This window comes from Pseudochelatococcus lubricantis (assembly GCF_042432495.1).
Taxonomy (GTDB): Bacteria; Pseudomonadota; Alphaproteobacteria; order Rhizobiales; family Beijerinckiaceae; genus Pseudochelatococcus; species Pseudochelatococcus lubricantis.
The window spans coordinates 870,762-893,251 of sequence record NZ_JBHLXC010000002.1; the positions used below are offsets into that span (position 1 = coordinate 870,762).

Genomic DNA, 22,490 nt, shown 5'->3' on the forward strand with positions numbered 1-22,490 from the left:
AGGCTTGGTATCTGCAATGCCACCGCTCCATACGCATCCTGGCCTGCGCACGCGGGACCCGGATGAACTGCGGCAATGGCTCAGCCCGATCTTTTCCGTGCGTTCCATTGACATTCCCGCCAGAGGACGAGCGTTCGACAGCGTCGTGAACCATTGCGCACTGGGCTCGATCGGCCTTGCGTACATGAGCTACGGAGCGCCGCTGCGGGCGAGCGTTCTGCAGCTTGACTGCTTCGTTCAGGGCTTTCCCCTGAGAGGGGCTGGAGAAGTTGACTGGAATCACCACACGGTGACGGTAGACGGGGCGATCGGGGTCGTCGGCGGCCCGGGGGCCGGAGGAAGACTGACGTACGGCGAAGATTTCGCCCATATCGTCTTGCGGATGGGGGCCGCCGCGCTGACGCGCAAGCTTGCCGCATTGGTCGGCCAATCGATTGATCCACCCCTCCAGCTCATCGGCGGTCCGACCGGCAATCCCCGGCACTCCGCATCGCAGGTCCGGCTGATCGACTACCTCACGCGGGAACTCGACCGCAGCGATGCGCTCCTGCCACCCCTCGTCGTGGAGGAAATCGAGCAGGCGATCATCGTGCACTTTCTCTACGGCAATCAGCACAATTACAGCCACTGGCTGGAAGGCACGCCGCGTGCGGCGGCGCCCTGGCAGATACGCCGCGCTGTCGACTATATCGAGGCGAACTGGAACCGTGCCATCACCATCGAGGCGATAGTCGAGGAAACACAGACGACGGCCCGGAGCCTGTTCCATCTTTTCCGGCGAACTTACGGGATCTCGCCAATGACCTATGTGAGCCGCGTCAGGCTGCGATACGCGCATGCGCTGCTCAGCGCCCCGGCGGAGGATACCAGCGTCACCTCCGTCGGGTTGCTTTGCGGCTTCGGCAACATGGGACATTTCGCGCGGCGATACTACGAGGCTTACGGTGAGAAGCCGTCCGAGACGCTGAAACGCCATCGCTAGAGCGCGTTCCGATCAGATGGAATCGTCTGATCGATCAGAATTCGCTCAAAACAAGGAATCTGGAATCTGTCCTGTTTACGTTGAAACAGGACAGATTCTAGCTGCTCTAACGGCCTTTAAGGCCGGCAGCCGCTTTCCTTGCAGGATCCGGCCAGTCCGTTCCGCTTATTGAGTAGCACGGCGACGGTATATTGGTACACTCTGTCCGGGTTCAGCAGAGATTGTTGAATTCAATTGGTTTCGAGTTTCGTCGCTGGCGAATTCAAGGGATGTGAGCGGTTTGGCGGGAGCTGTATTGACCCCGTCATTAGTTGTCGACTATAATATTAAAAGTTGGGTATAAACCTAAAAGTGGCATCTGCACTTGAAAAACCAACAGCGTGGCGGAGCTTGAACTCCGCTGTGCGCGAAAAAGCGTTACGCATCGCGACGATCGTTTCACACATTATCCATTACCCTGAGCTGACCGACAGCTGAAGCCCGGGCTGGTCGAGCGCGCGAATGAGTGTCGTGTTCTCGGCGCTCCCGCAGCTCCTGTACCGGCTGCCGGAACGCGAAGCCGTGCTTGGGAGCCTGGCTCCGCGGCGTGCGCGGTCGCCCTGTGGCGGCATGCCTGCGTGTAGTTCCGGGCCGGCCGGAGCGTCGGTTTCCTGCCGCCTCCCGTTCTCTGATGGTGACGAAATGAGCCATACGGTCCGCCGCGCAGGTTTATCCGAACCTGTTGCCGACCCTCCCTCCGAAATGGTTTTCATCGCCGGCGGCACGTTCCGCATGGGCTCTGACCGGCATTATCCGGAGGAGCGGCCGGTCCATCGGGTGACGGTCGACAGCTTCTTCATAGACGCCGCGCCGGTGACCAACATCCAGTTTCGTGCCTTCGTCGAGGCGACCGGATATGTCACCGTCGCGGAAGTCGCGCCGGATCCGAAGGATTATCCGGGCGCGCGTCCCGAGATGCTGAGGGCCGCCTCGCTGGTGTTCTCGCCGCCCGACGGGCGGGTGGACCTGCGCGACTGGAGCCGATGGTGGGAGTTTCGCTCCCGCGCGAGCTGGCGACGCCCGTATGGTCTCGGCTCGTCCATCAGGGGGCTGGACGATCACCCGGTGGTGCATGTCGCGTATACGGATGCGGAAGCCTACGCCCGCTGGGCCGGCAAGGAACTTCCGACGGAAGCGGAGTGGGAGTTCGCGGCGCGCGGCGGCCTTGACGGCGCCGAATTCGCATGGGGCGACGAATTAAACCCCGACGGCCGCCAGATGGCGAACACATGGCAAGGCGAGTTCCCGTTCCAGAACCTCGCGCTCGACGGCTTCGAGCGGACGTCGCCCGTGAAGTCCTTCCCGGCAAACGGCTATGGCCTTTACGACATGATCGGCAATGTCTGGGAATGGACCGCCGATTTCTGGTCCACCCATCATCCGGAAGATGCAGGGAAGGCTTGCTGCATTCCCCAGAACCCCCGTGGCGGCAATGAAGAGGCGAGCTTCGATCCCGCGCTTCCGACCATCCGCATTCCCAGAAAGGTGGTCAAAGGTGGCTCGCACCTGTGTGCGCCCAACTATTGCCGCCGATATCGCCCGGCTGCCCGGCATGCTCAGCCGATCGACAGCGCCATGAGCCATGTCGGCTTCCGATGCGTGCGGCGCGAACGGCACCGTGAAGAAAGCTGACAGCCGCGATGCAAGACGTCATCCATGAGAAAGGAAAATCCATGTCGAAGGATCAGAACAATTCTCCGGAACCCGGCGCCTGGTCGCGCCGCTCGCTTCTTGCGGGCTCGACCGCGCTCGTTGCCGCGGCGGCGACGCTCGGGTCCAGATCGCGGGCCGCTGCCCAGTCCTCTCCGAACGCCGCTCCGGCGTCCGGCGCCGGCGGCAAGCCGCCGAACATCCTCGTCATCTTCGGCGACGACATCGGCGTATCGCAGATCAGCGCCTACACCATGGGCCTGATGGGCTATCGCACGCCGAATATCGACCGCATCGCCGCCGAGGGTGCGATCTTCACCGATTCCTACGGCCAGCAGAGCTGTACTGCAGGGCGCGCCTCCTTCATCCTGGGGCAGGAGCCGTTCCGCACCGGCCTGCTCACCATCGGCATGCCCGGCGATCCCCACGGCATCACCGACTGGATGCCGACCATCGCCGATGTCCTGAAGACCAGGGGCTATGCCACGGGCCAGTTCGGCAAGAACCATCTGGGCGACCAGGACCAGCACCTGCCGACCAATCACGGCTTCGATGAATTCTTCGGCAATCTGTACCATCTGAATGCCGAGGAGGAGCCGGAGGGCTATTTCTATCCGAAGGATCCCGAGTTCCGGAAGAAGTACGGCCCACGCGGCGTCATCCATTCCCATGCGGACGGGCGGATCGAGGATACCGGCCCTCTCAACAAGAAGCGCATGGAAACGGTGGATGAAGAGTTCCTCACCGCCGCGAAAGACTTCATCGACCGGCAGCACAAGGCCGAAAAGCCGTTCTTCGTGTGGTTCAATTCGACCCGCATGCATGTCTTCACCCACCTGAAGCCCGAGAGCGACGGCAAGACCGGCAAGGGCATCGAGGCGGACGGCATGGTGGAGCACGACGGACATATCGGCCAGCTCCTCAAGCAACTGGACGACCTCGGCATCGCCGACAACACCATCGTCCTCTACACCACGGACAACGGCGCGGAACTGGCCCTGTGGCCGGATGGCGCCATGACGCCGTTCCACGGCGAGAAGGGCACCACCTGGGAGGGGGGCATGCGCATTCCCATGCTGGTGCGCTGGCCCGGTGTGGTGAAGCCGGGTTCGCAGATCAACGACATCGTCACGCTCATGGACTGGATGCCCACCTTCGCGGCGGCGGCAGGCATTCCGGATTTGAAGGAGACATTGAAGACGGGTTTCACCTCCGGCACGAAGACGTTCAAGGTCCATCTCGACGGCTACGATCTCACCTCCCTGCTGAAGGGAGAGGCCAAGACGCCACCTCGCGATGCGATGTATTACTTCGATCAGGGCGGCAACCTGAATGCCATCCGCTGGAACGACTGGAAGCTGAGCTTCGCCATCGCCGGCGAGGGCAACATCGCGACTGCGACGCGAGAGACCCCGGCCTGGGCGCTGATCACCAACCTGCGGATGGATCCCTATGAGCGCGGAATGAGGGAAGGCGGCGGCGCCACCGAGTTCCTGGCCCGGAACATGTGGCTGCTCGTTCCCATTCAGGGGAAGATCAAGGAGTTCTTCACCGATTTCGACAAGTTCCCCTATCAGGAAGGCAGCTCGCTGAACGCCGGCGGCATCAACTACGGCATGTTGCGCCAGCAGGCAGCGTTGAAGCGCCTGCAGGATGTCGAACGGCTGACTCCGGCACGATAAGTCGCGCGTTGGACAAGGAAGAGGGGCCTTCCGGGGCTCCTCTTCCTCCGCCGGATCCCGCTCACCGCGACTCATATCGATGGCGTATCGGCCTGCTTTGCTGCCCCCCCTCGGCCGCGTTCACGCAATATCCGGGCTGCCTCCCCCGCGCCGGCGGGCTGCCTGTTCGGATGTCGCGTTCCCTACGCCGTTTCCGTCGCGGTTTCCATGTCGCGCCGACATCCGTGACATATTCCCCATGCATAACGACATATGAAGCGTCATTTGTGCAACATCAGGCAAGAATGGTTCGAATTGCGACATATTTGCGGAAAGTGGTATTGTCTTGTCGCGCGTTATGAAACAGGTTGCGGACATGGATCGTGTTTGCCCAGTCCGAAGCCGGATATGGCGGCGGGATCGGATACGTTCCGGCGAGCCTCGGCTTGCGGTTTTTGGCTTCCATATGAAGCCGCAAGATATGACATTTGGGAGATTGATGATTATGAAGATCGCAAAAGGCCTTCTTCTTGGTTCCGCAGCCGGACTCTTTGCTTTCTCGGGTGCGCAGGCTGCCGATCTGCCTGCAACCAAGGCTGCGCCCGTGGAATATGTTCGTGTTTGCTCCACATACGGGGCTGGCTTCTGGTACGTTCCCGGCACGGATAGCTGCATCCAGCTGTCGGGCCGCATGCGCGCCGATTATGTCTATGCCGAACCGAAGAACGGCCGGACCGACGCCTATGGCGTAGGCAACGGTCGCTACAAGGATGCCACCGGCATCAAGGCCCGCGCCCGTCTGAACGTCGATGTCCGCACGCCGACCGACTTCGGCACGCTGCGCGCCTATCTGCGCTTCCAGATCGACAAGAACACCGGCAACCAGGGCACCGGCAGCGGCGCGCTGGTCGACAAGGCCTATATCCAGTGGGCCGGCATTACCGCCGGTCAGGCACAGTCGTTCTTCGACTTCTACGCCGATGACCTGAACTGGGGCAGCTTCGGCGGCAATGCCGGTTCTGATGCCTCCACCAACCTGCTGGCCTACACCGCCACGTTCGGTTCGGGCTTCTCGGCCACCATCTCGCTCGAAGACCGCGGCAACCGCCAGATCAATGCGAACTATTACGATGTTGCCGGCCAGCGCTTGCCGGACGTCGTCGCCAACCTGCGCGTCGATCAGGACTGGGGCTCCGCCCAGCTGTCAGGCGCCCTGCATCAGCTCAACTCCGGCACGATCTATAATCCGTGGGGCGGCAGCTGGGGTACGCGCGTCGACACGGCCTACGGCTGGGCCGTTCAGGGCGGCGTGAAGTTCAAGCTCCCGCAGCTCGGCGCGGGTGACGTACTGTGGCTGCAGGCTGCTTATGCGGACGGTGCCCTCAGCTACCTCGGCATCACCGGTAACAACACGACGGGCAAGGTCGTCAACACCATTGCGGACGGCTATATCGTCAACGGCGATATCAAGACCACCGCCGGCTGGAACATCACCGCCGCGGGTGTTCACTACTGGACGCCGTCCGTGCGTTCGACCCTCTGGGGCTCCTACACGAACGTGTCCTACGATTCGCCGGTCAAGCTCGATAACGCGCTGTTCCGCGACTTCAATGTCTGGCAGGTCGGCTCGGCCCTCATCTGGTCGCCGGTGTCCAAGTTCGACATCGGTGTCGAGGTCCTCTACGGCCGTCTGGAGCGCAACCGCTTTGACGTCGTGGACTACAACGCGCCGATCTACGTGAAGCGTTCGGAAGACTCGATCCAGACCCGCCTGCGCCTGCAGCGCGACTTCTGATTGCGGTTGCGCCGGCCGCCTCGTGCTGCCGGCGCTGCGGCAGGATGGGACAGGGCCTTGCGAAGATGCAGGGCATGACGACGCAGGGCATGAAAAAGCGAAAGCCCGCCGGTCCGCACCGGCGGGCTTTCGCTTTGTGCCGATGCCTCAATCGTGCGACGGGGAGGCACCGTCCGCCGGCGCCGTTTCGGCAAGGCGAATCGTGGTGCGCTCCAGCCGGTGGGCGAGTTCGCGCATGACGGCGATGGAAATTTGCGGGAACTGGTTGAGCAGTTCCAGAAACACCTGCTTGTCGATGCGCAGCACCAGCAGGTCCGTCGCGGCGCGCACTGTCGCGGTACGCGGCGTATCCGCCAGCACGCCCATCTCGCCGACGATGTCATGGGCGCCGAACTCGGCCACCTTGAACGCACCCGCGGGCGTGTCCAGCAGCGCATCGGCGCGGCCGTCGAGAATGACGTAGGCGGCGTCCGACGTGTCGCCCCGGTTGAACAGGATCTGGCCACCCGGAAAGCTCACGCGCTCGCTGGTGAAGGCGAGGAGCTTGAGGCGTCCCTTGTCGAGGCCACGGAACATGGGAACCCGCCGCAGCACCTGCACTTCCGTTTCAAGAGTCATGGTCCGCCCTCCGGTGACCGTTCCCCGCCACGCCCGATCCATCCGCCCGCGACAATGCCGGAACGATAAGGCGGTCGGGCGAACAAATAAAGCGTCCGAATCGGACGCGCCCTCCCGGCCGCCTTCAGGTCAGTGCCGATTGCCGGCGCGGCGGCGCCCCCGCCGCATCCTCCCGCTGCGAGAACGAGCCCTCGTCGTTGAAGGTGATCACGGTGTCGAACCCGCTGAGGCCGGTTTCGTCCCGGCCGATCATGACGAGGCAGCGGTCGCTGAACAGGGTGTGCAGGCATTCGAGAATGGCGTCGGCATCCGTATCGGAAAAGGCGGACAGCGCGCCGTCGATGACGAGGATATCGGGTTTCTTGACGATGCAGCGCACGAGATCGGCGCCCCCCCGCTGGCGGGCGGTGAGCATGCGGCCGCCCGGCCCGACCTCGAAATCGAGGCCGACGGCGCTGATCGCCGGCCGCAGTTCGAGATCGTTGACGACATCGACGACCACCTTCGTGACCCGCGCCCGCGCGTTGGCGATGCGCAGGTCGACGCGGCCGAAGAGCAGGTTGTCCCGCAACATCGCATTGTGACAGAGCTTGTCGGGGTCGTAGGGCTCAAGATTCCACTGGCCGTCCGTGCGCACTATCTCGTCGCGCACGTGCCGCCGCGCTTTCAGGATGCGCGCGCGCAGGGCGTCGTCCAGCAGGCTGAGACGGTGTCGCGGCTCGATATAATCGAAGGAGGGGGCCAGCAACCGCTCGCGGTCTTCCGGGCCCAGGCCGCGCAGGCCCTGCTGCGACCAGCGGGAGAGCGCGCGCTCGTAGTCGTCCATTTCGTTCGATGCCAGGAACGAGAACTGCGTCACCAGGGGATGATCCGGAGGCAGGTCGGCGAAGATCTCCATCATGGTCGAGGCGATTCGCGCGCCTATGCCGACGAGGTCGCCGGTCAGCCCCTCCGCGTCCAGCACGCGCAGCAGCAGCGGATTGCGCGCCCGCCCGCGCCCGTTGAACAGCGGATCGCGCGAGGCGCCGAACAGCAGATTCTCGCCGATGCTGGCGAGGTTCGCATAGCGGCTTTCGTCGAAGGTCTCGATCAGTTCGCTCATGTCGCACTGGGCGAGCCGCGCGCGCAGGTGGTTGCGCGCCTCGACGATCTTGTCCGCGAGCGCGGGATAGCGCGCGGTGTCGACCCAACCGTTGATGCCGAAGTTGAAGACGTCGTCGCCCATGCCCACGAGCGCGAGATTTTCCAGCAGCATGTCGTCGATTTCCTTGTCCGAGAGCATGCCGATGGTGGCGTGGTCGAGCCAGTCGTCGTCGGGGCTGTCCAGCGGGTTGCCGGTGCGCAGCGCCTCCCTGATGCGGATGTATTCGGCCGCGTCGGCGGTGTCCGGCAGGCGGGAATCGGCCGGGGTCACCTTGTGTTGCAGGCCGTAGAGCAGGTTGTGGCGCAGGCTGCCGGGGAAGAGACGCGGCTGCGCGCCCGCGCAGGCGATGCGGCGGCCGGTGACCTCCTCCGGCAGGCGCAGGAAGTCCTGCCCGGCGATGGTGACGGTGCCGGCGGCGGGGATGATGCGGCGCGCCAGCACGTCGGCGATGGCGTGTGGCGCCGGACTTGGGTTGCCGACGAGCGCGACGCTCGCCGGATATTCCCAGGAGACGGAAATGTCGTCGACAAGCGTAGCGCCGTTACTGTCCAGCACGCGCAGCTTCTCGATGCTGACGGGGCCTGCGAGCCGCGTCGTGTTGATGCCGGCGGAAATGCCGGGCTCCTCCGGCAGCAGATGCTCCGGCACGAACTGCTGGATGATCTGGTCGTACTTGATCTGCACGTCGAGGCGCTGCTGGTCCCAGTCAATCAACTCCTTGAGGGGAGGGGGCAGGTCGCGGTAGGCGGCGATGACGGCGACGAGCTGGCCGATATCGAGGCGGCCGGTGAGCGCGAAATAGCCGCCGACGGAATAGAAGAAAAACGGCGTGAGCTGCGACAGGAAATTGTTCAGGAACTTGACCATGAACTTCCACTTGAAGATGCGGAAGCGCAGGTCGAACAGCCGGTAGAGGCGCTCGCCGATCTCGGCCTTTTCCCAGCGGCCGGTGCCGTGGGCGTGGACGGCGTCCATGCCTTCCACCACCTCGCCGATTCTCCCCGCCAGCAGCCGGGAGGCGAGCTGGCGCTCCTTGCCGAGCCGCAACTGGATGCGGCGAAGGCGCGGGATGACGGTGAACTGGATGCCGACGATGAAGAGCACGACGAGACCGAGCTGCACACTCTGCATCATGATGAAGGTCATCGCCGTCGCCGCCTGACTCGCGAGCAGCAGCGGCTGCACGAAGGCATCGCCGATGAAGCCGCCGATGGGCTCGACCTCGTCCTTGATGATGGTCGCGGTTTCCGAGGGCCGCACGGCCCGCAGCGTATCCGGCGTGAAGCGCACGACGGTGGAGAAGAGATCGAAGCGCAGCCGCCGCAGCATGCGTTCGCCCAGCGCGCCCTTGGCGATGTTGATCCAGTACTTGAAGGCGCCATTGATGCAGACGAAGGCGAGGAAGAGGAAGGAGAGCCCCAGCAGAAGGCCGATCTGGTTGACGGAGATGCCGGGAAAGAGCGTCACCGTGCCGCCGCCGAGAAAGGCGGGCAGGTCGAAGCCGAGATCGAGAAACGTGGTGTGCGTGACGCCGTCGCGGAACGCCTGCCCCACGATGGCGTCGTTGACGATCTGCTTCGGCAGGTCGAGCGACAGGAAATAGAACGGCAGCGACGCGATGACGACGATGAATATCGCGATCTGGTCGCGCTTCGAATACCGCCATATGTATCGGAACAACGACCTGTCCAAGAGCATTTCCCCGCGACGTTGCCATCCCGCGATGTCCCGCGCCGACAGCAGTATGCGACCTGCGGCGTGCGGCGCAAGGGCTCCGGCTGCGCTTGCGGGCGAATGGCGCCGCTGTGGACAAGCTGCGCGGAACGCCCGATAAGCTGTGTGCCGGCGGTCCGATTTTCTTGCGCCGGCGCGACATTCGGGCGATTGCCTGCCGGCGGGATTCCGTTCATGCTGGTACCCTGTCCGTTCAGGGCGCGAGCTATTGTCATCATGGTTACGGGAGGCTGTCCGTGATGGCAGCGGTCAATGATATGGTGTCGGGGCCGGGACGGTCCAATGGCGTAGGCGCCGGGGAAGCATGGCCATTGGCCGACCGGGTCATGATTTACAGCCACGACACGTTCGGCCTCGGCCACCTGCGCCGCGCGTGCGCGATCGCCAACGCCATCGTGGCGCATAACCCGGCGGTGTCGGTGCTGATCGTCTCCGGCTCGCCGGTGATCGGCAACTATGAGTTCGATCCGGGCGTCGATTATGTGCGCATCCCCGGCGTGGTGAAGCAGCCGGACGGAGGCTACCGCAGCCTCAATCTCAACATGAGCATCGATGAGGCGGTCGCGTTGCGCGCCGCCATCATCGCGCGCACGGCGGAATCCTTCCGCCCGGGCCTGTTCATCGTCGACAAGGAGCCGACCGGCTTTCGCGGCGAGGTGATGCCGGCGCTGGAGCTGCTGCGCGCGCGCGGCGCGAGGCTCGTGCTGGGTATCCGCGACATTCTCGACGAGCCGGCGCTGCTGGTGCCGGAATGGACGCGCAAGGGCGCGACAGAGGCGCTCGCCGCCTGTTACGACGAGATCTGGATTTATGGCCTGCCGCAGATCCACGAGCCGCTGGAGGCGCTGGGCCTGTCGGAGGAGGTCAGGCGGCGAATCATCTACACCGGCTACCTGCGCCGCGAGGTGCCGCGCGAATCGCGGCTCGCGCGCTATCCCGAACTCACGCACGACCGCTTCGTGCTGGTGACGACGGGCGGCGGCGGCGACGGCGAGGACGTGATCGACTGGGTGATCTCCGCCTATGAAACGCAGGATGCGCCGGACATCCCCGCGCTGATCGTGTTCGGGCCGTTTCTCAACCGGGAGCGGCGCGACGGCTTCATGGCGCGCATCGCCCGCATTCCGCAGCTCGACGCGCTCGGCTTCGACGCCAAGCTGGAGGTGCTGATGGACCGCGCCGCCGGCGTCGTGGCCATGGGCGGCTACAACACGTTCTGCGAACTGCTGTCTTTCGACAAGCGGGCGCTCATCGTGCCGCGCACGCGCCCGCGGCTGGAGCAGTACATCCGCGCCGTGCAGGCCGAGAAGCTCGGGCTGGCGCGTATGCTCTGCGAGGATGGCAGCGGGCGCGATCCGGCGCGCATGGCGTCGGCGATCAGGATGCTGCAGCAGCAGCCGCGCCCCTCCGACGTCGTGGTGCCGGGACTGCTCGACGGGCTGGAGGTCATCAAGACACGGCTTGCATCCTTCCTCAAGGAGGCGCACCATCTGCAATCCGTACCCACTCAGGCGGCTGAATGACCGAGGCCCTATCGACCATCCGGCGCCGGGAAGCGCCTCACAGACGAATCGCCATGGTGGTGAAGGGCTACCCGCGCCTTTCCGAGACGTTCGTCGCGCAGGAGCTGCTCGCCCTGCAGCAGCGCGATCTGCCGTTCGAGATCTGGTCGCTGCGCTATCCCACCGACAAGGCCGTGCATCCCATGCACAAGGCGATCCATGCGCCGGTCACCTACCTGCCGGAATATCTGCACAATGCGCCGTTGCGGGTGCTGCGCGGCTTTCTCGCCAGCGCGCGCCTGCCGGGGTTCGGCGCGGTGCTGCGCCAGTTCTGGCGTGATTTCGCGCGCGATGGCACCATCAGCCGCATCCGCAGGTTGGGGCAGGCGTTCGTCATGGCGCGGGAGCTGCCCGGCGACATCGGCCACCTGCACGTCCATTTCCTGCACACGCCGGCATCCGTCGCCCGCTACACGGCGCTGCTGCGCGGCATAAGCTGGAGCTTCTCGGCCCACGCCAAGGACATCTGGACCACGCCGGAGTGGGAAAAGCGCGAGAAGCTGGCCGATGCGCTGTGGGGCGTCACCTGCACGCGCACGGGCCGCGAGCATCTGAACGCGCTTGCGCCGCATCGCGACCATGTGGCGCTCGCCTATCACGGGCTCGATCTGTGCCGCTTCCCGGCGCCGCCCGAGCCCTCGCACCGGGATGGCTCCGATCCCGCCGATCCGGTGCGGATCGTGTCCGTCGGGCGGGCGGTGGCGAAGAAGGGATTCGACGACCTGCTCGCGGCGCTGGCTGCGTTGCCGGAGGGGCTGCACTGGCGTTTCGCCCACCTCGGCGGCGGCCCGCTGCTCGACGAGTTGAAGGCGCAGGCGCTGCGCGAGGGCATCGCCGACAAGGTTGCGTTCCTGGGGCCGCGCGCGCAGCCGGACGTGATAGCCCTTATCCGGGAGGCGGACCTGTTCGTGCTGCCTTCCAAGCCGGGCGAAGCCGGCGACCGCGACGGCCTGCCGAACGTGATCATGGAGGCGGCGAGCCAGGGGCTCGCCATCGTGGCGACCGATTTTGCCGGCATTCCGGAGTTTATCCGTGACGGGCGCGAGGGCGTGCTCGTTCCCCCGGCGCGTTGGGACTTGCTCGCCAACGCCATCAACCTGCTGGCGCGCGATCCCGCCCGGCGCGAGGTGCTCGGCTTCGCCGCGGCCGATCGCCTGCGTGAGGATTTCTCGCTGGACGCGGGTATCGACACCATCGAGGCGCGGCTGCGGGCTGCGCTGGGCGTTGCCGTCTCCTTCGCGCATGGGCAGCGGGACCCCGTCACGTGACGGCAGCCGGCGGGGGTAGGGCGGTTGCCTACTATGCGCCGATGAAGGCGCCGGACCATCCGGTGGCGTCGGGCGACAGGCGCATGGCGCGGCTGCTCTTCGCCGCGCTGTCGCACGCGGGTTTCCGGCCGCGCCTGGAAAGCCGGCTGCGCGCCTATGAACCCACAGGCGCGGACGGCGCGCAGGACGCGCTGGCCGAGGCGGCGGAGGCGGAGGCGGCGCGGCTGCTGACGCTCTATGCGCGGGAGCCGGGCGCGCGGCCCGCCCTGTGGTTCACCTATCACAGCTATTACAAGGCGGTGGACCGTGTCGGCCCGGCGGTGGCACGGGCGCTGTCGATTCCCTATTGCATCGCCGAGGCGTCGCACGCGCCGCGCCGCGCGGCCGGCGCCTTCGCGCGGGCCCATGCGGCGAACGAAGCGGCGCTGCGGGCGGCGGACGTGCTGTTCGTCATGACGGCGCAGGACCGCGCGATGCTGGAGCGGCTGCACGCCGGCGGACAGCGGCTCGTCGACCTGCCGCCTTTTATCGATGCCGTCCCGGGGCGCCGGGAGCCGCGCCCGCCGCGGCCGGTCGCCGAGCTGCTGACGGTGGCGATGATGCGCCGGGGCGACAAGCTGGAAAGCTTCCGCCTGCTGGCGCGCGCCCTCGCGCGGGTGGCCAAGCCGTGGCGGCTGACCGTCGCGGGCGACGGCGAGGCACGCGCGGAGGTAGAGGCGCTGTTCGCGGGGCTTGCCGGCGAGGTCGTCTTCCTCGGCCTTGTCGACGACGCGGCGGCACTCGCCGCGCTCTACGCGGGGGCGGATCTGCTGGTCTGGCCGGCCGTCAACGAAGCCTACGGCATGATTTTCCTGGAGGCGGCGGCGCAGGGCTGTCCGTCGCTCGCCGGTGCATGGGGCGGTGTGGCGAGCGTCGTGATCGACGGGGAAACGGGCGTGCTTACGCCGCCTGGCGACGTCGAAGCTTTCGCGCAGGCGCTCGCGGCGCTGATCGAAAATCCCGCCCGCCGGGCGGTTCTTGGCGGTGGCGCCCTTGCGCTGGTGGCGCGATCGCGCACGCTTGATCATGCCGCCGATACGCTGCGCGCCGCGCTGTCGCCGCTGCCTGGAATGAATGCTGATCGATCAGCATTCATTCCAGACAAAGAATCGCGGAGCTTTTTCCGACTTCCTGAAATCGGAAAAAGCTCCGGGAGGGAAGGTGTATGACATCGAGGGTGCTCATCGCCGTCACCCATCTGCTGGGCGTCGGTCATCTGGCACGGGCGGCGGCGCTCGCGCGCGGCCTCGCGGCGGCGGGGAACGAGGTGACGCTTATTTCCGGCGGCGCGCCCGCGCCGCTTGTCGCCATGGATGGGGTGAGGCTGGTGCAGCTCCCGCCGGTGCATATCGTCGGCACGGCCTTTTCCGCGCTGCTCGGATCGGACGGCGCGCCGGCGGGCGACACCATCATGGAGGAACGGCGGCGGCTGATGATGGAGGCCGTGGCGGGCCTGCGGCCTGATGTCGTGATCACCGAACTGTTTCCCTTCGGCCGGCGGGTGCTGGCGGACGAGTTTCTGGCGTTGGCGGGAGCGGCGCGCGCGCTGGTGCCGCGTGCGGCCATCCTGTCTTCCGTCCGCGACGTGCTGGTCGCGCCGTCCAAGCCGGGGCGGCTGGAGGAAGCGCATGCGCGGCTTCTGGCGCTTTATGACGGCGTGCTGGTGCATGGCGACGCCGCCGTGCTGCCGCTGGAGCGGTCGTGGCCTGTCGCGGCGGAGATCGCGCCGCTGCTGCACTACACCGGCTACATCGATGACCGTCCCGTCACGCCGGCCGGCGAGGGTGCCGACGGCGCTGGCGAGATCGTCGTCTCCGGCGGCGGCAGCGCGGCCTCGCTGCCGTTGTTCCGCGCCGCGCTCGGGGCGGCGCGGTCCGTTGCCGGGCACCGCTGGCGCTTGCTCGTGGGGCGCGGCGTCCCGGAGGAAGCGTTCGCCGCGCTGGCCGGGGAGGCGCCCGCCCATATGACGGTCGAACGGGCGCGGGCCGATTTTCCGGCGCTGCTGGCGCGGGCGGCGTTATCGGTCAGCCAGGCGGGATACAACACCGTTATCGACATCGTGCGCGCGCGCGTGCGTGCGGTCGTGGTGCCGTTCGAGGCCGGGCGCGAGACGGAACAGCGCCTGCGCGCGGAAAGTCTCGCCGAGGCGGGCGTGTGGCCGTTCGCCGTGGTGCCGGAGGCCGGGCTTTCGGCACAGGCGCTGGCGCAGGCTGTGACGCAGACGTTGGCGCGCCCGCTGCCGCCGGAGGCTGCCATCGACCGGGACGGCGTGGCGGCGAGCGTCGCTCTCGTCGCGCGCTTCGCGCAGGCGCGGTGCCGGCGCTTTCCGGCGTTGTCGCGAGCGCTCGACGAAGTGGCCGCTGGCGGCGGCAGCGTGGCGCTGTGGTGGCGGGACGACGATGCGGTGGCGCCGACGCCGGCGCTCGACCGCCTGCTGGCGCTCGCCGCGAAACATGCCCTGCCCGTGGCGATCGCCGCCATTCCCGCCCACGCGACGCAAGCGCTGGCGGACCGGCTCGCGGGTGAGCCGCTGGCCAGTGTGCTCGTGCACGGGCTGTCGCACGCAAACCACGCGCCGGAAGGGAAAAAGAAAGCCGAGTTCGGCCCGCACCGGCCGCTCGCCGCGCTGTGCAAGGACGCCGCCGAGGGCTTGCGCCGTGCCGGCGAGACATTCGGCGCGCGGCTGCTGCCGGTCTTCGTGCCGCCGTGGAACCGTGTCAGCGACGACCTTGCCGTGCAACTCGCCGCCTGCGGCTTCGCCGGCCTTTCGGCGGCGGGCAAGGCTGCCCGACCCGACGCGCGACGGGCTCGGGGCCTCGCCATCGCCCACACGCACATCGACCCCATCGACTGGCATGGCGGCGGCGGCCTGCTGCCGCTGGCACAGATCGACGACCGTGCGGCGCTCGCGGTGCGCGCTCGGGCGGCGGCGGGCGGCGAGATCGTGCTCGGGCTGCTGACCCACCATCTGGCGCAGGACGAGGCGACCTGGGCGTTCTGCGACGATCTGCTGGCCTTCCTCCTCGATCATCCGGCGGTGGTGCGCGCGGACGCGCGGCGGTTGTTCCGGGAAGCGGGCGAGGAGGAAGCCTGGTGTGCCGCGTGACATGAGGACGTCATGCAAAAATCGGTATTCACTGGATCAGGCGGTGCTAGACTAGGTTGCAATTGTCGGGCTGGAGTGATGCGGCGTGGCGGAGGACGAGCGTCGGTTCCCTAATACAGCGTCTCAGGCGTCGCCCGTGCTCACGGTGCGCGATCTGGTGATCGATTTCGCCGGCGGGGGCACGCCGTTCCGGGCGCTGCACGGCGTTTCCTTCGACATTCCGGCCGCGCGCACGCTGGCGCTGGTCGGCGAATCGGGTTCCGGAAAATCGGTGACGGCGCAGGCGATCCTGCGCATCCTGCCGCGATCGGCGGCCATCACCGGCGGCTCGCTCGTCTTCGCCGATCCGGCAGGCGGCAAGCGCATCGACATCGCCCGGCTGGATGCGGACGGCAAGCCCATGCGCCGGCTGCGCGGCGGGCGCATCGCCATGATCTTTCAGGAACCGATGACCTCGCTGTCACCCCTGCACACGGTCGGCGACCAGGTGGCGGAAGCGGTGACGCTGCATCGGGACATCACCGCGAAGGAGGCGCGCCGGGAGGCGGAGGCGGTGTTCGCCCGCGTCGGCTTCGCCGATCCCGCGCGCGTGTTCGACACCTATCCGTTCGAGCTGTCGGGCGGCATGCGCCAGCGGGCGATGATAGCGATGGCGCTGATCTGCCGCCCGGCGCTGCTCATCGCCGACGAACCGACGACTGCGCTCGACGTGACCACACAGGCGCAGATTCTCGACCTGATGCGCGACCTGCAGGCCGAAACCGGCATGGCCATCCTGCTGATCACGCATGATCTCGGCGTTGTCGCCAACATGGCCGACACCATGGCCGTGATGTATCGCGGCCGGATCGTGGAATCGGGCGCGCGCGATGCGCTGTTCCGCGATCCGCGCCATCCCTATCTCAAGGCGCTGCTGAAGGCCGTGCCGCGCTTCGGCATGCAGCCCGGCGAACGCCTGACGCCCATCCGCGAGGCCGTGGCGATTGCGCCGGTCGCGGCGGCGGAGCGGCCCGCCGCCACCCGGGGGCCGATCCTGATCATCGACGACGTGTCGAAAACCTACACGCGCCGCGCCGGTCTTTTCCGGAAGAACGTGGGGGAGGTGCGCGCCGTCTCGCATGTCAGCCTGTCGCTGCCGCCGGGCCGCACGCTGGGACTGGTGGGGGAATCGGGCTGCGGGAAGACGACTCTGTCGAAGATCGTCATGCGCGCCATCCCGGCCAGCGGCGGGCGTGTGCTGTTCGATGACGGCAAAGGCGCGAACACGGGGCCGCGCGACATCGCCACGCTCACGGGCGACGACCTGATGGCGTTCCGCCGCGATGTGCAGTTCGTGTTTCAGGACCCGTTCTCGTCGCTCAATCCGCGCATGACGGTTTACGAACTGCTGACCGAGCCGCTCGTCATCCACGGCGTGGGCGACAGCGACGCGCATTACCAGCGGGCCGTCGAACTCGTGGAGCGCGTCGGGCTGGAACGCCGCCATCTGCGCCGCTACCCGCATTCGTTTTCCGGTGGCCAGCGGCAGCGGCTCGGCATCGCCCGCGCGCTCGCGCTGCGTCCCCGCCTGTTGCTGTGCGACGAGCCGGTCTCGGCGCTTGACGTTTCGGTGCAGGCGCAAGTGCTCAACCTGCTGAAGGACCTGCAGACGGCGATGGGACTGTCGTACCTGTTCGTCTCGCACAACCTCGCGGTGGTCGACTACATCGCCGACGAGATCGCCGTGATGTGCCGGGGTTATATCGTCGAGCAGGCGCCGAAGCAGGTGCTGTTCTCCAATCCGCATCACCCCTACACGCGGGCGCTGCTCGCGGCGGTGCCGAGCCCCGATCTCGACCATCCGCTCGATTTCGCCGCCCTGCGCTCCGGCAGTTTCTCCGACCCCGCGCAATGGCCGATGCCGTTCCGCCTGCAGCCCGGACACATCGGGACGATGCAGGACCTCGGCAACGGCCACCGCGTGCGCATCGGCGTGCACACAGTCGAGGAGGCAGCATGACGATCGATCGCCGGCAGATACTCCTCGGACTGGGCGGCCTGTCCACCGCCGCGCTGCTCGGCGTCGATGCCGGTGCGGCCCAGGACGTGACGCAGACGCGCGAGACGGGCAGCCCGCCGGAGGAGCCGCTGGTCTACGACCCGCGCGCGGAAGGCGGCAGGATCGGCGTACGCGGCGGGCGCATCGTCACGCTCGTGCCGCGAGCGCGCGACATTCGCTATCTGTCAACGATGGCCTACACCCGCCTCGTCGGCTACGACCGCAACCTCGATCTCACGCCCGACCTGCTGCGCGCCGTCGACAGCGAGGGCGGGCGCGTGTTCACGCTGCACCTGCGCAAGGGCCACCGCTGGTCGGACGGCGCGCCGTTCACCGCGGAGGACTTCCGCTACTGGTGGGAGGATGTGGCGCTCCATCGGGACCTCAACCCGGCCGGGCCGCCCATGTTCATGCTGGCGGCGGGCGAGCCGCCCCGCTTCGAGGTGCTCGACGCGCTGACCGTGCGCTACACGTGGGAGGTTCCCAACCCGCGTTTCCTGCCGGCGCTGGCCGGGCCGCGCGATGCGCTGATCTATTCGCCCGCCCATTACCTGCGGCAGTTCCACAGCCGCTATGCGGGAGACGCGGAACTGGCGCGGCGGGTGGCGTCGGCGAACGTGCGCTCCTGGGCGGCGCTCCACAACCGCTACGACGCCATGGGCGACGAGGCCGACCCGGACATGCCCACCGTCTATCCGTGGCGGGTGACGAATGCCGGGCCGGCGAGCCGGTTCGTCTTCCGGCGCAACCCCTATTACCACCGCGTGGATCCGACGGGGCAGCAACTGCCCTACGTGGACGAGATCGTCGTCGATCTCGCCTCGCCGGGCCTCTTCGCCGCCAAGGCCAACGCCGGCGAGGTGGACCTGATGTCGCGCGGGCTCAACATGGCGGATATCCCCGTGCTGAAGCAGGGCGAGAAGGCGCATGGCTACCGCACGCTGATGTGGCCCATCGCGCGCGGCTCGGAAGTGGCGCTCTATCCCAACCTCACGGCGGCCGATCCGGTATGGCGGGCGCTGAACCGGGACGTGCGCTTCCGTCGGGCGCTGTCGCTCGGCATCGACCGCAACACCCTCAACAACGCGCTGTTCTTCGGGCTGGGCACCGAGGGCAACAACACGGTGCGCGAGGGGTCTCGCCTGTTCCGGCCCGAGTACCGCAGCCGCTTCGCGCAATACGATCCAGCGGCCGCCAACGCGCTGCTGGACGAGGCGGGGCTCGCCGCGCGCGGGCCGGGCGACGTGCGCCTGCTGCCGGACGGGCGCATCCTGGAGATCGTGGTCGAGGTGGAGGGCGACGCGGCGGTGGCGGTCGATGCGCTGCAGCTCATCACCGAGTTCTGGCGCGATATCGGCGTCAAGCTGTTCATCAAGCCGCAGGACCGCACCGTGCTGCGCAACCGCTCCTATTCCGGCCTGCCGGTGATGATCGCCGCACCCGGTCTCGACAACGCCATGCCGACCGAGATCATGCCGCCGACGGGGCTCGCGCCCGTGTATCAGGACAACTACGCCTGGCCGAAATGGGGGCAGTACATGGAGACCGGCGGCAAGGTCGGCGAGGCCTGCGACATGGAGGTGCCGCGCCGGCTGCTCGCGCTCTACGGCGAATGGCTGGAGGAAAGCAGGGACGTCGTCAAGACCGGCATCTGGCACCAGATGCTCGAAATGCACGCCGACGAGCAGTGGATCATCGGCACCGTGGCGGGTGCGTTGCAGCCCATCGTGCTGCGGGACGGCCTGCGCAATCTGCCGGAGGACGCGGTCTATAGCTGGGAGCCGACGGCGATGATCGGCGTCTACCGCATCGATGCGCTGTTCTGGGACGACGCGGGCAGGCGCGGGCAGGCGCCGTCATGATCCGCTATCTCGCCCGCCGCCTCGCGACCATGCTGGTGACGCTGCTGATCATCAGCGCCCTGATCTTCATCATCATCAAGTTGCCGCCCGGCGATTTCCTCACCAATCAGATCGCGGAACTGCGTGCGCAGGGCGATGCCTCGGCAGCGGCGCGGGCGGAATTCCTCGTGGCGCAATACGGCCTCGACCGGCCCGCGTGGGAGCAGTATCTCGCCTGGGTGGGCGTGTGGCCCGGACCCGGCGGCGATCATGCCGGCCTGCTGCAGGGCAACTGGGGCTGGTCCTTCGAATACGACCGTCCGGTGCGGGAGGTGGTGGGAGACGCGCTGTGGCTGACGCTGCTGCTCAACCTCACCACGGTGATCTTCGTGCATGTGGTGGCGATCCCCATCGCGATCTATTCCGCCCGGCGCCAGTATTCGATCGGCGACTATGTGGTGACGCTGTTCGGCTATCTGGGGCTCGCGACGCCGAGCTTCCTGCTCGCGCTGATCCTGCTCTATTACATGAACCGCTGGTTCGGCATCTCCATCGGCGGGCTCTACGACCCGCAATTCGCCGGCGCGCCGTGGACGGCGGAGAAGGTGCGCTCGCTCGCGGAGCATCTCATCGTGCCGACCATCGTCATCGGGCTCGGCGGCACGGCGGCGATGATCCGGCGCATGCGCGCCAACCTGCTCGATGAACTGGGCAAGCAGTACTACGTCACCGCCCGCGCCAAGGGGCTGCCGCCGGGCAAGGCGCTGCTGAAATATCCGTTCCGCATGGCGCTCAACCCGTTCATTTCAGACATCGGCAATCTGCTGCCGCAACTCGTCTCCGGCTCGGTGCTGGTGTCGCTGGTGATGAGCCTGCCGACGGTGGGGCCCATCCTGCTCGCGGCGCTGAAGGCGCAGGACCAGTACCTCGCCGGCTTTATCCTGATGTTCGTGGCGGTGCTGACGGTGGTCGGCATGCTGATCTCGGACATCCTGCTCGCGTGGCTCGATCCGCGCATCCGGCTCGGGGGGCGCTGAGGCATGAGGGAACAGCTCGCGACGCCCCATTTCGTCGATGCGCAGCCGTTCGATCCGGGCGTTTCCGATCCCGGACGGCACGAAGACGAGCGCTTCTACCGTGCCTCGTCGCTGGCGCTGATCTGGTGGAAGTTCCGCCGTAACCGGCTCGCGGTCGTCTCGGCCTTCGTGCTGCTGTTCTTCTACGCCATGGTGCCCTTCGTCGAGGTGATCGCGCCCTATGGGCAGTCGGAGCGCAACGGCGATTTCCTCTACGCGCCGCCCCAGCCCGTGCACCTGTTCCACGACGGTGAGTTCGTCGGGCCGTTTGTCTATCCCTACAGCTTCACCTTCAACAAGGAGACGTTCACGCGCGATTATGTCGTGGACCGCACGGCGCCGCAGCGGCTGCGCTTCTTCTGCCAGGGCTCGCCCTACCGCTTCTGGGGGCTCGTGGAGATGCGCTTCCGCCTCGTCTGCCCGCCGGAGGGGGGTACGTTCTTCCTCATGGGCACGGACAGGCTCGGCCGCGATCTGCTGTCGCGCATCATCTATGGTGCGCGCATCTCGCTCGTCATCGGGCTGGTGGGAATCGGCGTGTCGTTCGCGCTCGGGCTGTTCTTCGGCGGCGTCGCGGGCTATCTCGGCGGCTGGGTGGACAGCGCCATCCAGCGGCTGATCGAGATCCTCCGCTCGCTGCCGGAGCTGCCGCTGTGGCTCGCGCTTTCCGCCGCGCTGCCGGCGAACTGGTCGCCCGTCGCCGTGTTCTTCGGCATCACCATCATTCTGGGCCTGCTCGACTGGCCGGGGCTGGCGCGGGCCGTCCGTTCGAAGCTGCTGGCGCTGCGGGAGGAAGACTTCGTCAAGGCGGCGGAGTTGATGGGCGCCTCGCGGACGCGCATCATCGCGCGCCATCTCATCCCCAACTTCATGAGCCACCTGATCGCCTCGGCCACGCTGTCCATCCCGTCGATGATTCTCGGCGAGACGGCGCTGTCGTTCCTGGGGCTTGGGCTGCGTCCGCCGGTGACGAGCTGGGGCGTGCTGCTCAATGAGGCGCAGAACCTCGCCGCCGTCAGCCTGCAGCCGTGGCTGCTGTGGCCGATCGTGCCGGTGGTGCTCGTGGTGCTGGCCTTCAACTTCGTGGGGGACGGCCTGCGCGACGCGGCCGACCCCTATCACGAATGATGTTCAGACGAGCGGCTTGCCCTTCCGCGCCCGCAGCGCAAGCGCCACGGCGATGAAGGACCAGCCCTCGAAGATGAGTTCGATGGCGAGGATGAGCCCGATCAGGTAGAGCGAGTTCACGGGCCAGCGCGCGGCGATGACGATGCCGACGACAAGCGCCGCCACGCCCGCCGCCACGAGCCAGCCCCAGCCCTCGCGCGGGCGGGCGGCGAAGCCCGTCCAGATGCGCAGCACGCCCGAGGCGATGAGCGAGACCGCCAGCACCAGCGTGAACGCCACCGACGCGAGCTGCGGGTTGTAGAAGGCGAAGAAGCCCGCGAGCGCATAGAATGCGCCGCTCAGCAGCCAGACGAGGAAGTTGCCCCATTCCTTGACCTGGAAGGCATGCGCGATCTGCAGCACGCCGCCGATGAGGATGAGCGCGCCGATGTAGTAGACGGTCGCCAGCGTGGCCACCAGCAGGTTGCCGAGCGCGATGCCGCCGAGGACGAGCAGGATGATGCCGAGCAGCAGGAACCACACCCACTTGGAGCGCACTTCTTCCGCAATGGCGTTGATGGCCGGTTCGTGATTGTGCTGAACGGATGTAGGCATGGCAGCCCTTTCCTTATGCTTTGTCCGGGTGGACGTTACTTGCGGCACTCTAGTATCATTCGGCCGTATTGCATAGCAGCAAGGTCAATTCGCGAATTTTTACAATATATTTATGCTGCATTCCGCGCCGCCCGGCGGCGGCGGTCCGTGCATCGGCGCTTGACTTATGGCGAAGAAAAGCCCATATGGCTGCCATGCGCCCGGTCGGGCGCTTT

The 22,490-nt window shown here is 66.9% G+C and carries 15 protein-coding genes; 12 read left to right on the top strand and 3 right to left on the bottom strand.

Annotated elements, in window-relative coordinates:
- Nucleotides 1-4 precede the first annotated feature (4 nt).
- The 4 genes from ACFFJ7_RS06840 to ACFFJ7_RS06855 all read left to right on the top strand — a co-directional run bounded on the left by ACFFJ7_RS06840 (nt 5) and on the right by ACFFJ7_RS06855 (nt 6,127).
- Nucleotides 5-982, top strand: a complete 978-nt coding sequence (locus tag ACFFJ7_RS06840; RefSeq protein WP_377591389.1) for a helix-turn-helix transcriptional regulator — start codon at nt 5-7, stop codon at nt 980-982.
- Between the two features lie 681 nt (nt 983-1,663).
- Complete coding sequence (locus ACFFJ7_RS06845; protein ID WP_377591391.1) at nt 1,664-2,653, top strand: formylglycine-generating enzyme family protein; 990 nt, start codon at nt 1,664-1,666, stop codon at nt 2,651-2,653.
- 41 nt (nt 2,654-2,694) lie between these two features.
- On the top strand, nt 2,695-4,353 hold the full coding sequence (locus tag ACFFJ7_RS06850; RefSeq protein WP_377591393.1) for an arylsulfatase: 1,659 nt from the start codon (nt 2,695-2,697) through the stop codon (nt 4,351-4,353).
- A gap of 583 nt (nt 4,354-4,936) precedes the next feature.
- Nucleotides 4,937-6,127, top strand: coding sequence for a porin (locus ACFFJ7_RS06855; RefSeq protein WP_446686872.1), 1,191 nt, complete (start codon nt 4,937-4,939; stop codon nt 6,125-6,127).
- 147 nt (nt 6,128-6,274) lie between these two features.
- Here ACFFJ7_RS06855 and ACFFJ7_RS06860 read toward each other — a convergent pair whose 3' ends face one another.
- On the bottom strand, nt 6,275-6,745 hold the full coding sequence (locus ACFFJ7_RS06860) for a cyclic nucleotide-binding domain-containing protein (RefSeq protein ID WP_166948258.1): 471 nt from the start codon (nt 6,743-6,745) through the stop codon (nt 6,275-6,277).
- Between the two features lie 124 nt (nt 6,746-6,869).
- Complete coding sequence (locus ACFFJ7_RS06865; protein WP_377591397.1) at nt 6,870-9,587, bottom strand: ABC transporter transmembrane domain-containing protein; 2,718 nt, start codon at nt 9,585-9,587, stop codon at nt 6,870-6,872.
- 275 nt (nt 9,588-9,862) lie between these two features.
- Between ACFFJ7_RS06865 and ACFFJ7_RS06870 the strand changes: the two genes are divergently transcribed.
- The 8 genes from ACFFJ7_RS06870 to ACFFJ7_RS06905 all read left to right on the top strand — a co-directional run bounded on the left by ACFFJ7_RS06870 (nt 9,863) and on the right by ACFFJ7_RS06905 (nt 21,681).
- Entirely contained in the window at nt 9,863-11,146 is a 1,284-nt protein-coding gene (locus ACFFJ7_RS06870) for a glycosyltransferase family protein (protein WP_246224979.1), read from the top strand.
- Nucleotides 11,143-12,453: a glycosyltransferase family 4 protein gene (locus tag ACFFJ7_RS06875; protein WP_208394041.1), complete on the top strand. Its 1,311-nt coding sequence runs from the start codon at nt 11,143-11,145 to the stop codon at nt 12,451-12,453. The genes ACFFJ7_RS06870 and ACFFJ7_RS06875 overlap by 4 nt, the downstream gene beginning before the upstream one ends.
- Nucleotides 12,450-13,661 carry a glycosyltransferase family 4 protein gene (locus tag ACFFJ7_RS06880; protein ID WP_377591401.1) on the top strand — a complete coding sequence of 404 codons (1,212 nt, stop codon included), beginning with the start codon at nt 12,450-12,452 and terminating at the stop codon, nt 13,659-13,661. Before ACFFJ7_RS06875 ends, ACFFJ7_RS06880 begins: the two co-directional genes overlap by 4 nt.
- Nucleotides 13,658-15,598, top strand: a complete 1,941-nt coding sequence (locus ACFFJ7_RS06885) for a glycosyltransferase (protein WP_377591403.1) — start codon at nt 13,658-13,660, stop codon at nt 15,596-15,598. The genes ACFFJ7_RS06880 and ACFFJ7_RS06885 overlap by 4 nt, the downstream gene beginning before the upstream one ends.
- Nucleotides 15,599-15,683: 85 nt before the next feature.
- The gene (locus ACFFJ7_RS06890; RefSeq protein WP_377591405.1) at nt 15,684-17,597 is read left to right on the top strand and encodes an ABC transporter ATP-binding protein; all 1,914 of its coding nucleotides are present in this window, start codon (nt 15,684-15,686) and stop codon (nt 17,595-17,597) included.
- Nucleotides 17,594-19,498, top strand: a complete 1,905-nt coding sequence (locus ACFFJ7_RS06895; protein ID WP_377591407.1) for an ABC transporter substrate-binding protein — start codon at nt 17,594-17,596, stop codon at nt 19,496-19,498. Before ACFFJ7_RS06890 ends, ACFFJ7_RS06895 begins: the two co-directional genes overlap by 4 nt.
- Nucleotides 19,495-20,514, top strand: a complete 1,020-nt coding sequence (locus ACFFJ7_RS06900; RefSeq protein ID WP_166948268.1) for an ABC transporter permease — start codon at nt 19,495-19,497, stop codon at nt 20,512-20,514. Before ACFFJ7_RS06895 ends, ACFFJ7_RS06900 begins: the two co-directional genes overlap by 4 nt.
- A 3-nt stretch (nt 20,515-20,517) precedes the next feature.
- Nucleotides 20,518-21,681 (top strand): ABC transporter permease, encoded by a 1,164-nt coding sequence (locus tag ACFFJ7_RS06905; protein WP_166948270.1) that lies wholly within the window; start codon nt 20,518-20,520, stop codon nt 21,679-21,681.
- A gap of 3 nt (nt 21,682-21,684) precedes the next feature.
- Here ACFFJ7_RS06905 and ACFFJ7_RS06910 read toward each other — a convergent pair whose 3' ends face one another.
- Nucleotides 21,685-22,275: an HdeD family acid-resistance protein gene (locus ACFFJ7_RS06910; RefSeq protein ID WP_166948272.1), complete on the bottom strand. Its 591-nt coding sequence runs from the start codon at nt 22,273-22,275 to the stop codon at nt 21,685-21,687.
- Between the last annotated feature and the right edge of the window lie 215 nt (nt 22,276-22,490).

Bases quoted from the DNA above. Each gene is read 5' to 3' on its own strand.
- ACFFJ7_RS06865 (WP_377591397.1), bottom strand. From the start codon at position 9,587: ATGCTCTTGGACAGGTCGTTGTTCCGATACATATGGCGGTATTCGAAG.
- ACFFJ7_RS06885 (WP_377591403.1), top strand. From the start codon at position 13,658: ATGACATCGAGGGTGCTCATCGCCGTCACCCATCTGCTGGGCGTCGGT.
- ACFFJ7_RS06910 (WP_166948272.1), bottom strand. From the start codon at position 22,275: ATGCCTACATCCGTTCAGCACAATCACGAACCGGCCATCAACGCCATT.
- ACFFJ7_RS06850 (WP_377591393.1), top strand. From the start codon at position 2,695: ATGTCGAAGGATCAGAACAATTCTCCGGAACCCGGCGCCTGGTCGCGC.
- ACFFJ7_RS06860 (WP_166948258.1), bottom strand. From the start codon at position 6,745: ATGACTCTTGAAACGGAAGTGCAGGTGCTGCGGCGGGTTCCCATGTTC.
- ACFFJ7_RS06875 (WP_208394041.1), top strand. From the start codon at position 11,143: ATGACCGAGGCCCTATCGACCATCCGGCGCCGGGAAGCGCCTCACAGA.
- ACFFJ7_RS06845 (WP_377591391.1), top strand. From the start codon at position 1,664: ATGAGCCATACGGTCCGCCGCGCAGGTTTATCCGAACCTGTTGCCGAC.
- ACFFJ7_RS06870 (WP_246224979.1), top strand. From the start codon at position 9,863: ATGGCAGCGGTCAATGATATGGTGTCGGGGCCGGGACGGTCCAATGGC.
- ACFFJ7_RS06905 (WP_166948270.1), top strand. From the start codon at position 20,518: ATGAGGGAACAGCTCGCGACGCCCCATTTCGTCGATGCGCAGCCGTTC.
- ACFFJ7_RS06895 (WP_377591407.1), top strand. From the start codon at position 17,594: ATGACGATCGATCGCCGGCAGATACTCCTCGGACTGGGCGGCCTGTCC.
- ACFFJ7_RS06900 (WP_166948268.1), top strand. From the start codon at position 19,495: ATGATCCGCTATCTCGCCCGCCGCCTCGCGACCATGCTGGTGACGCTG.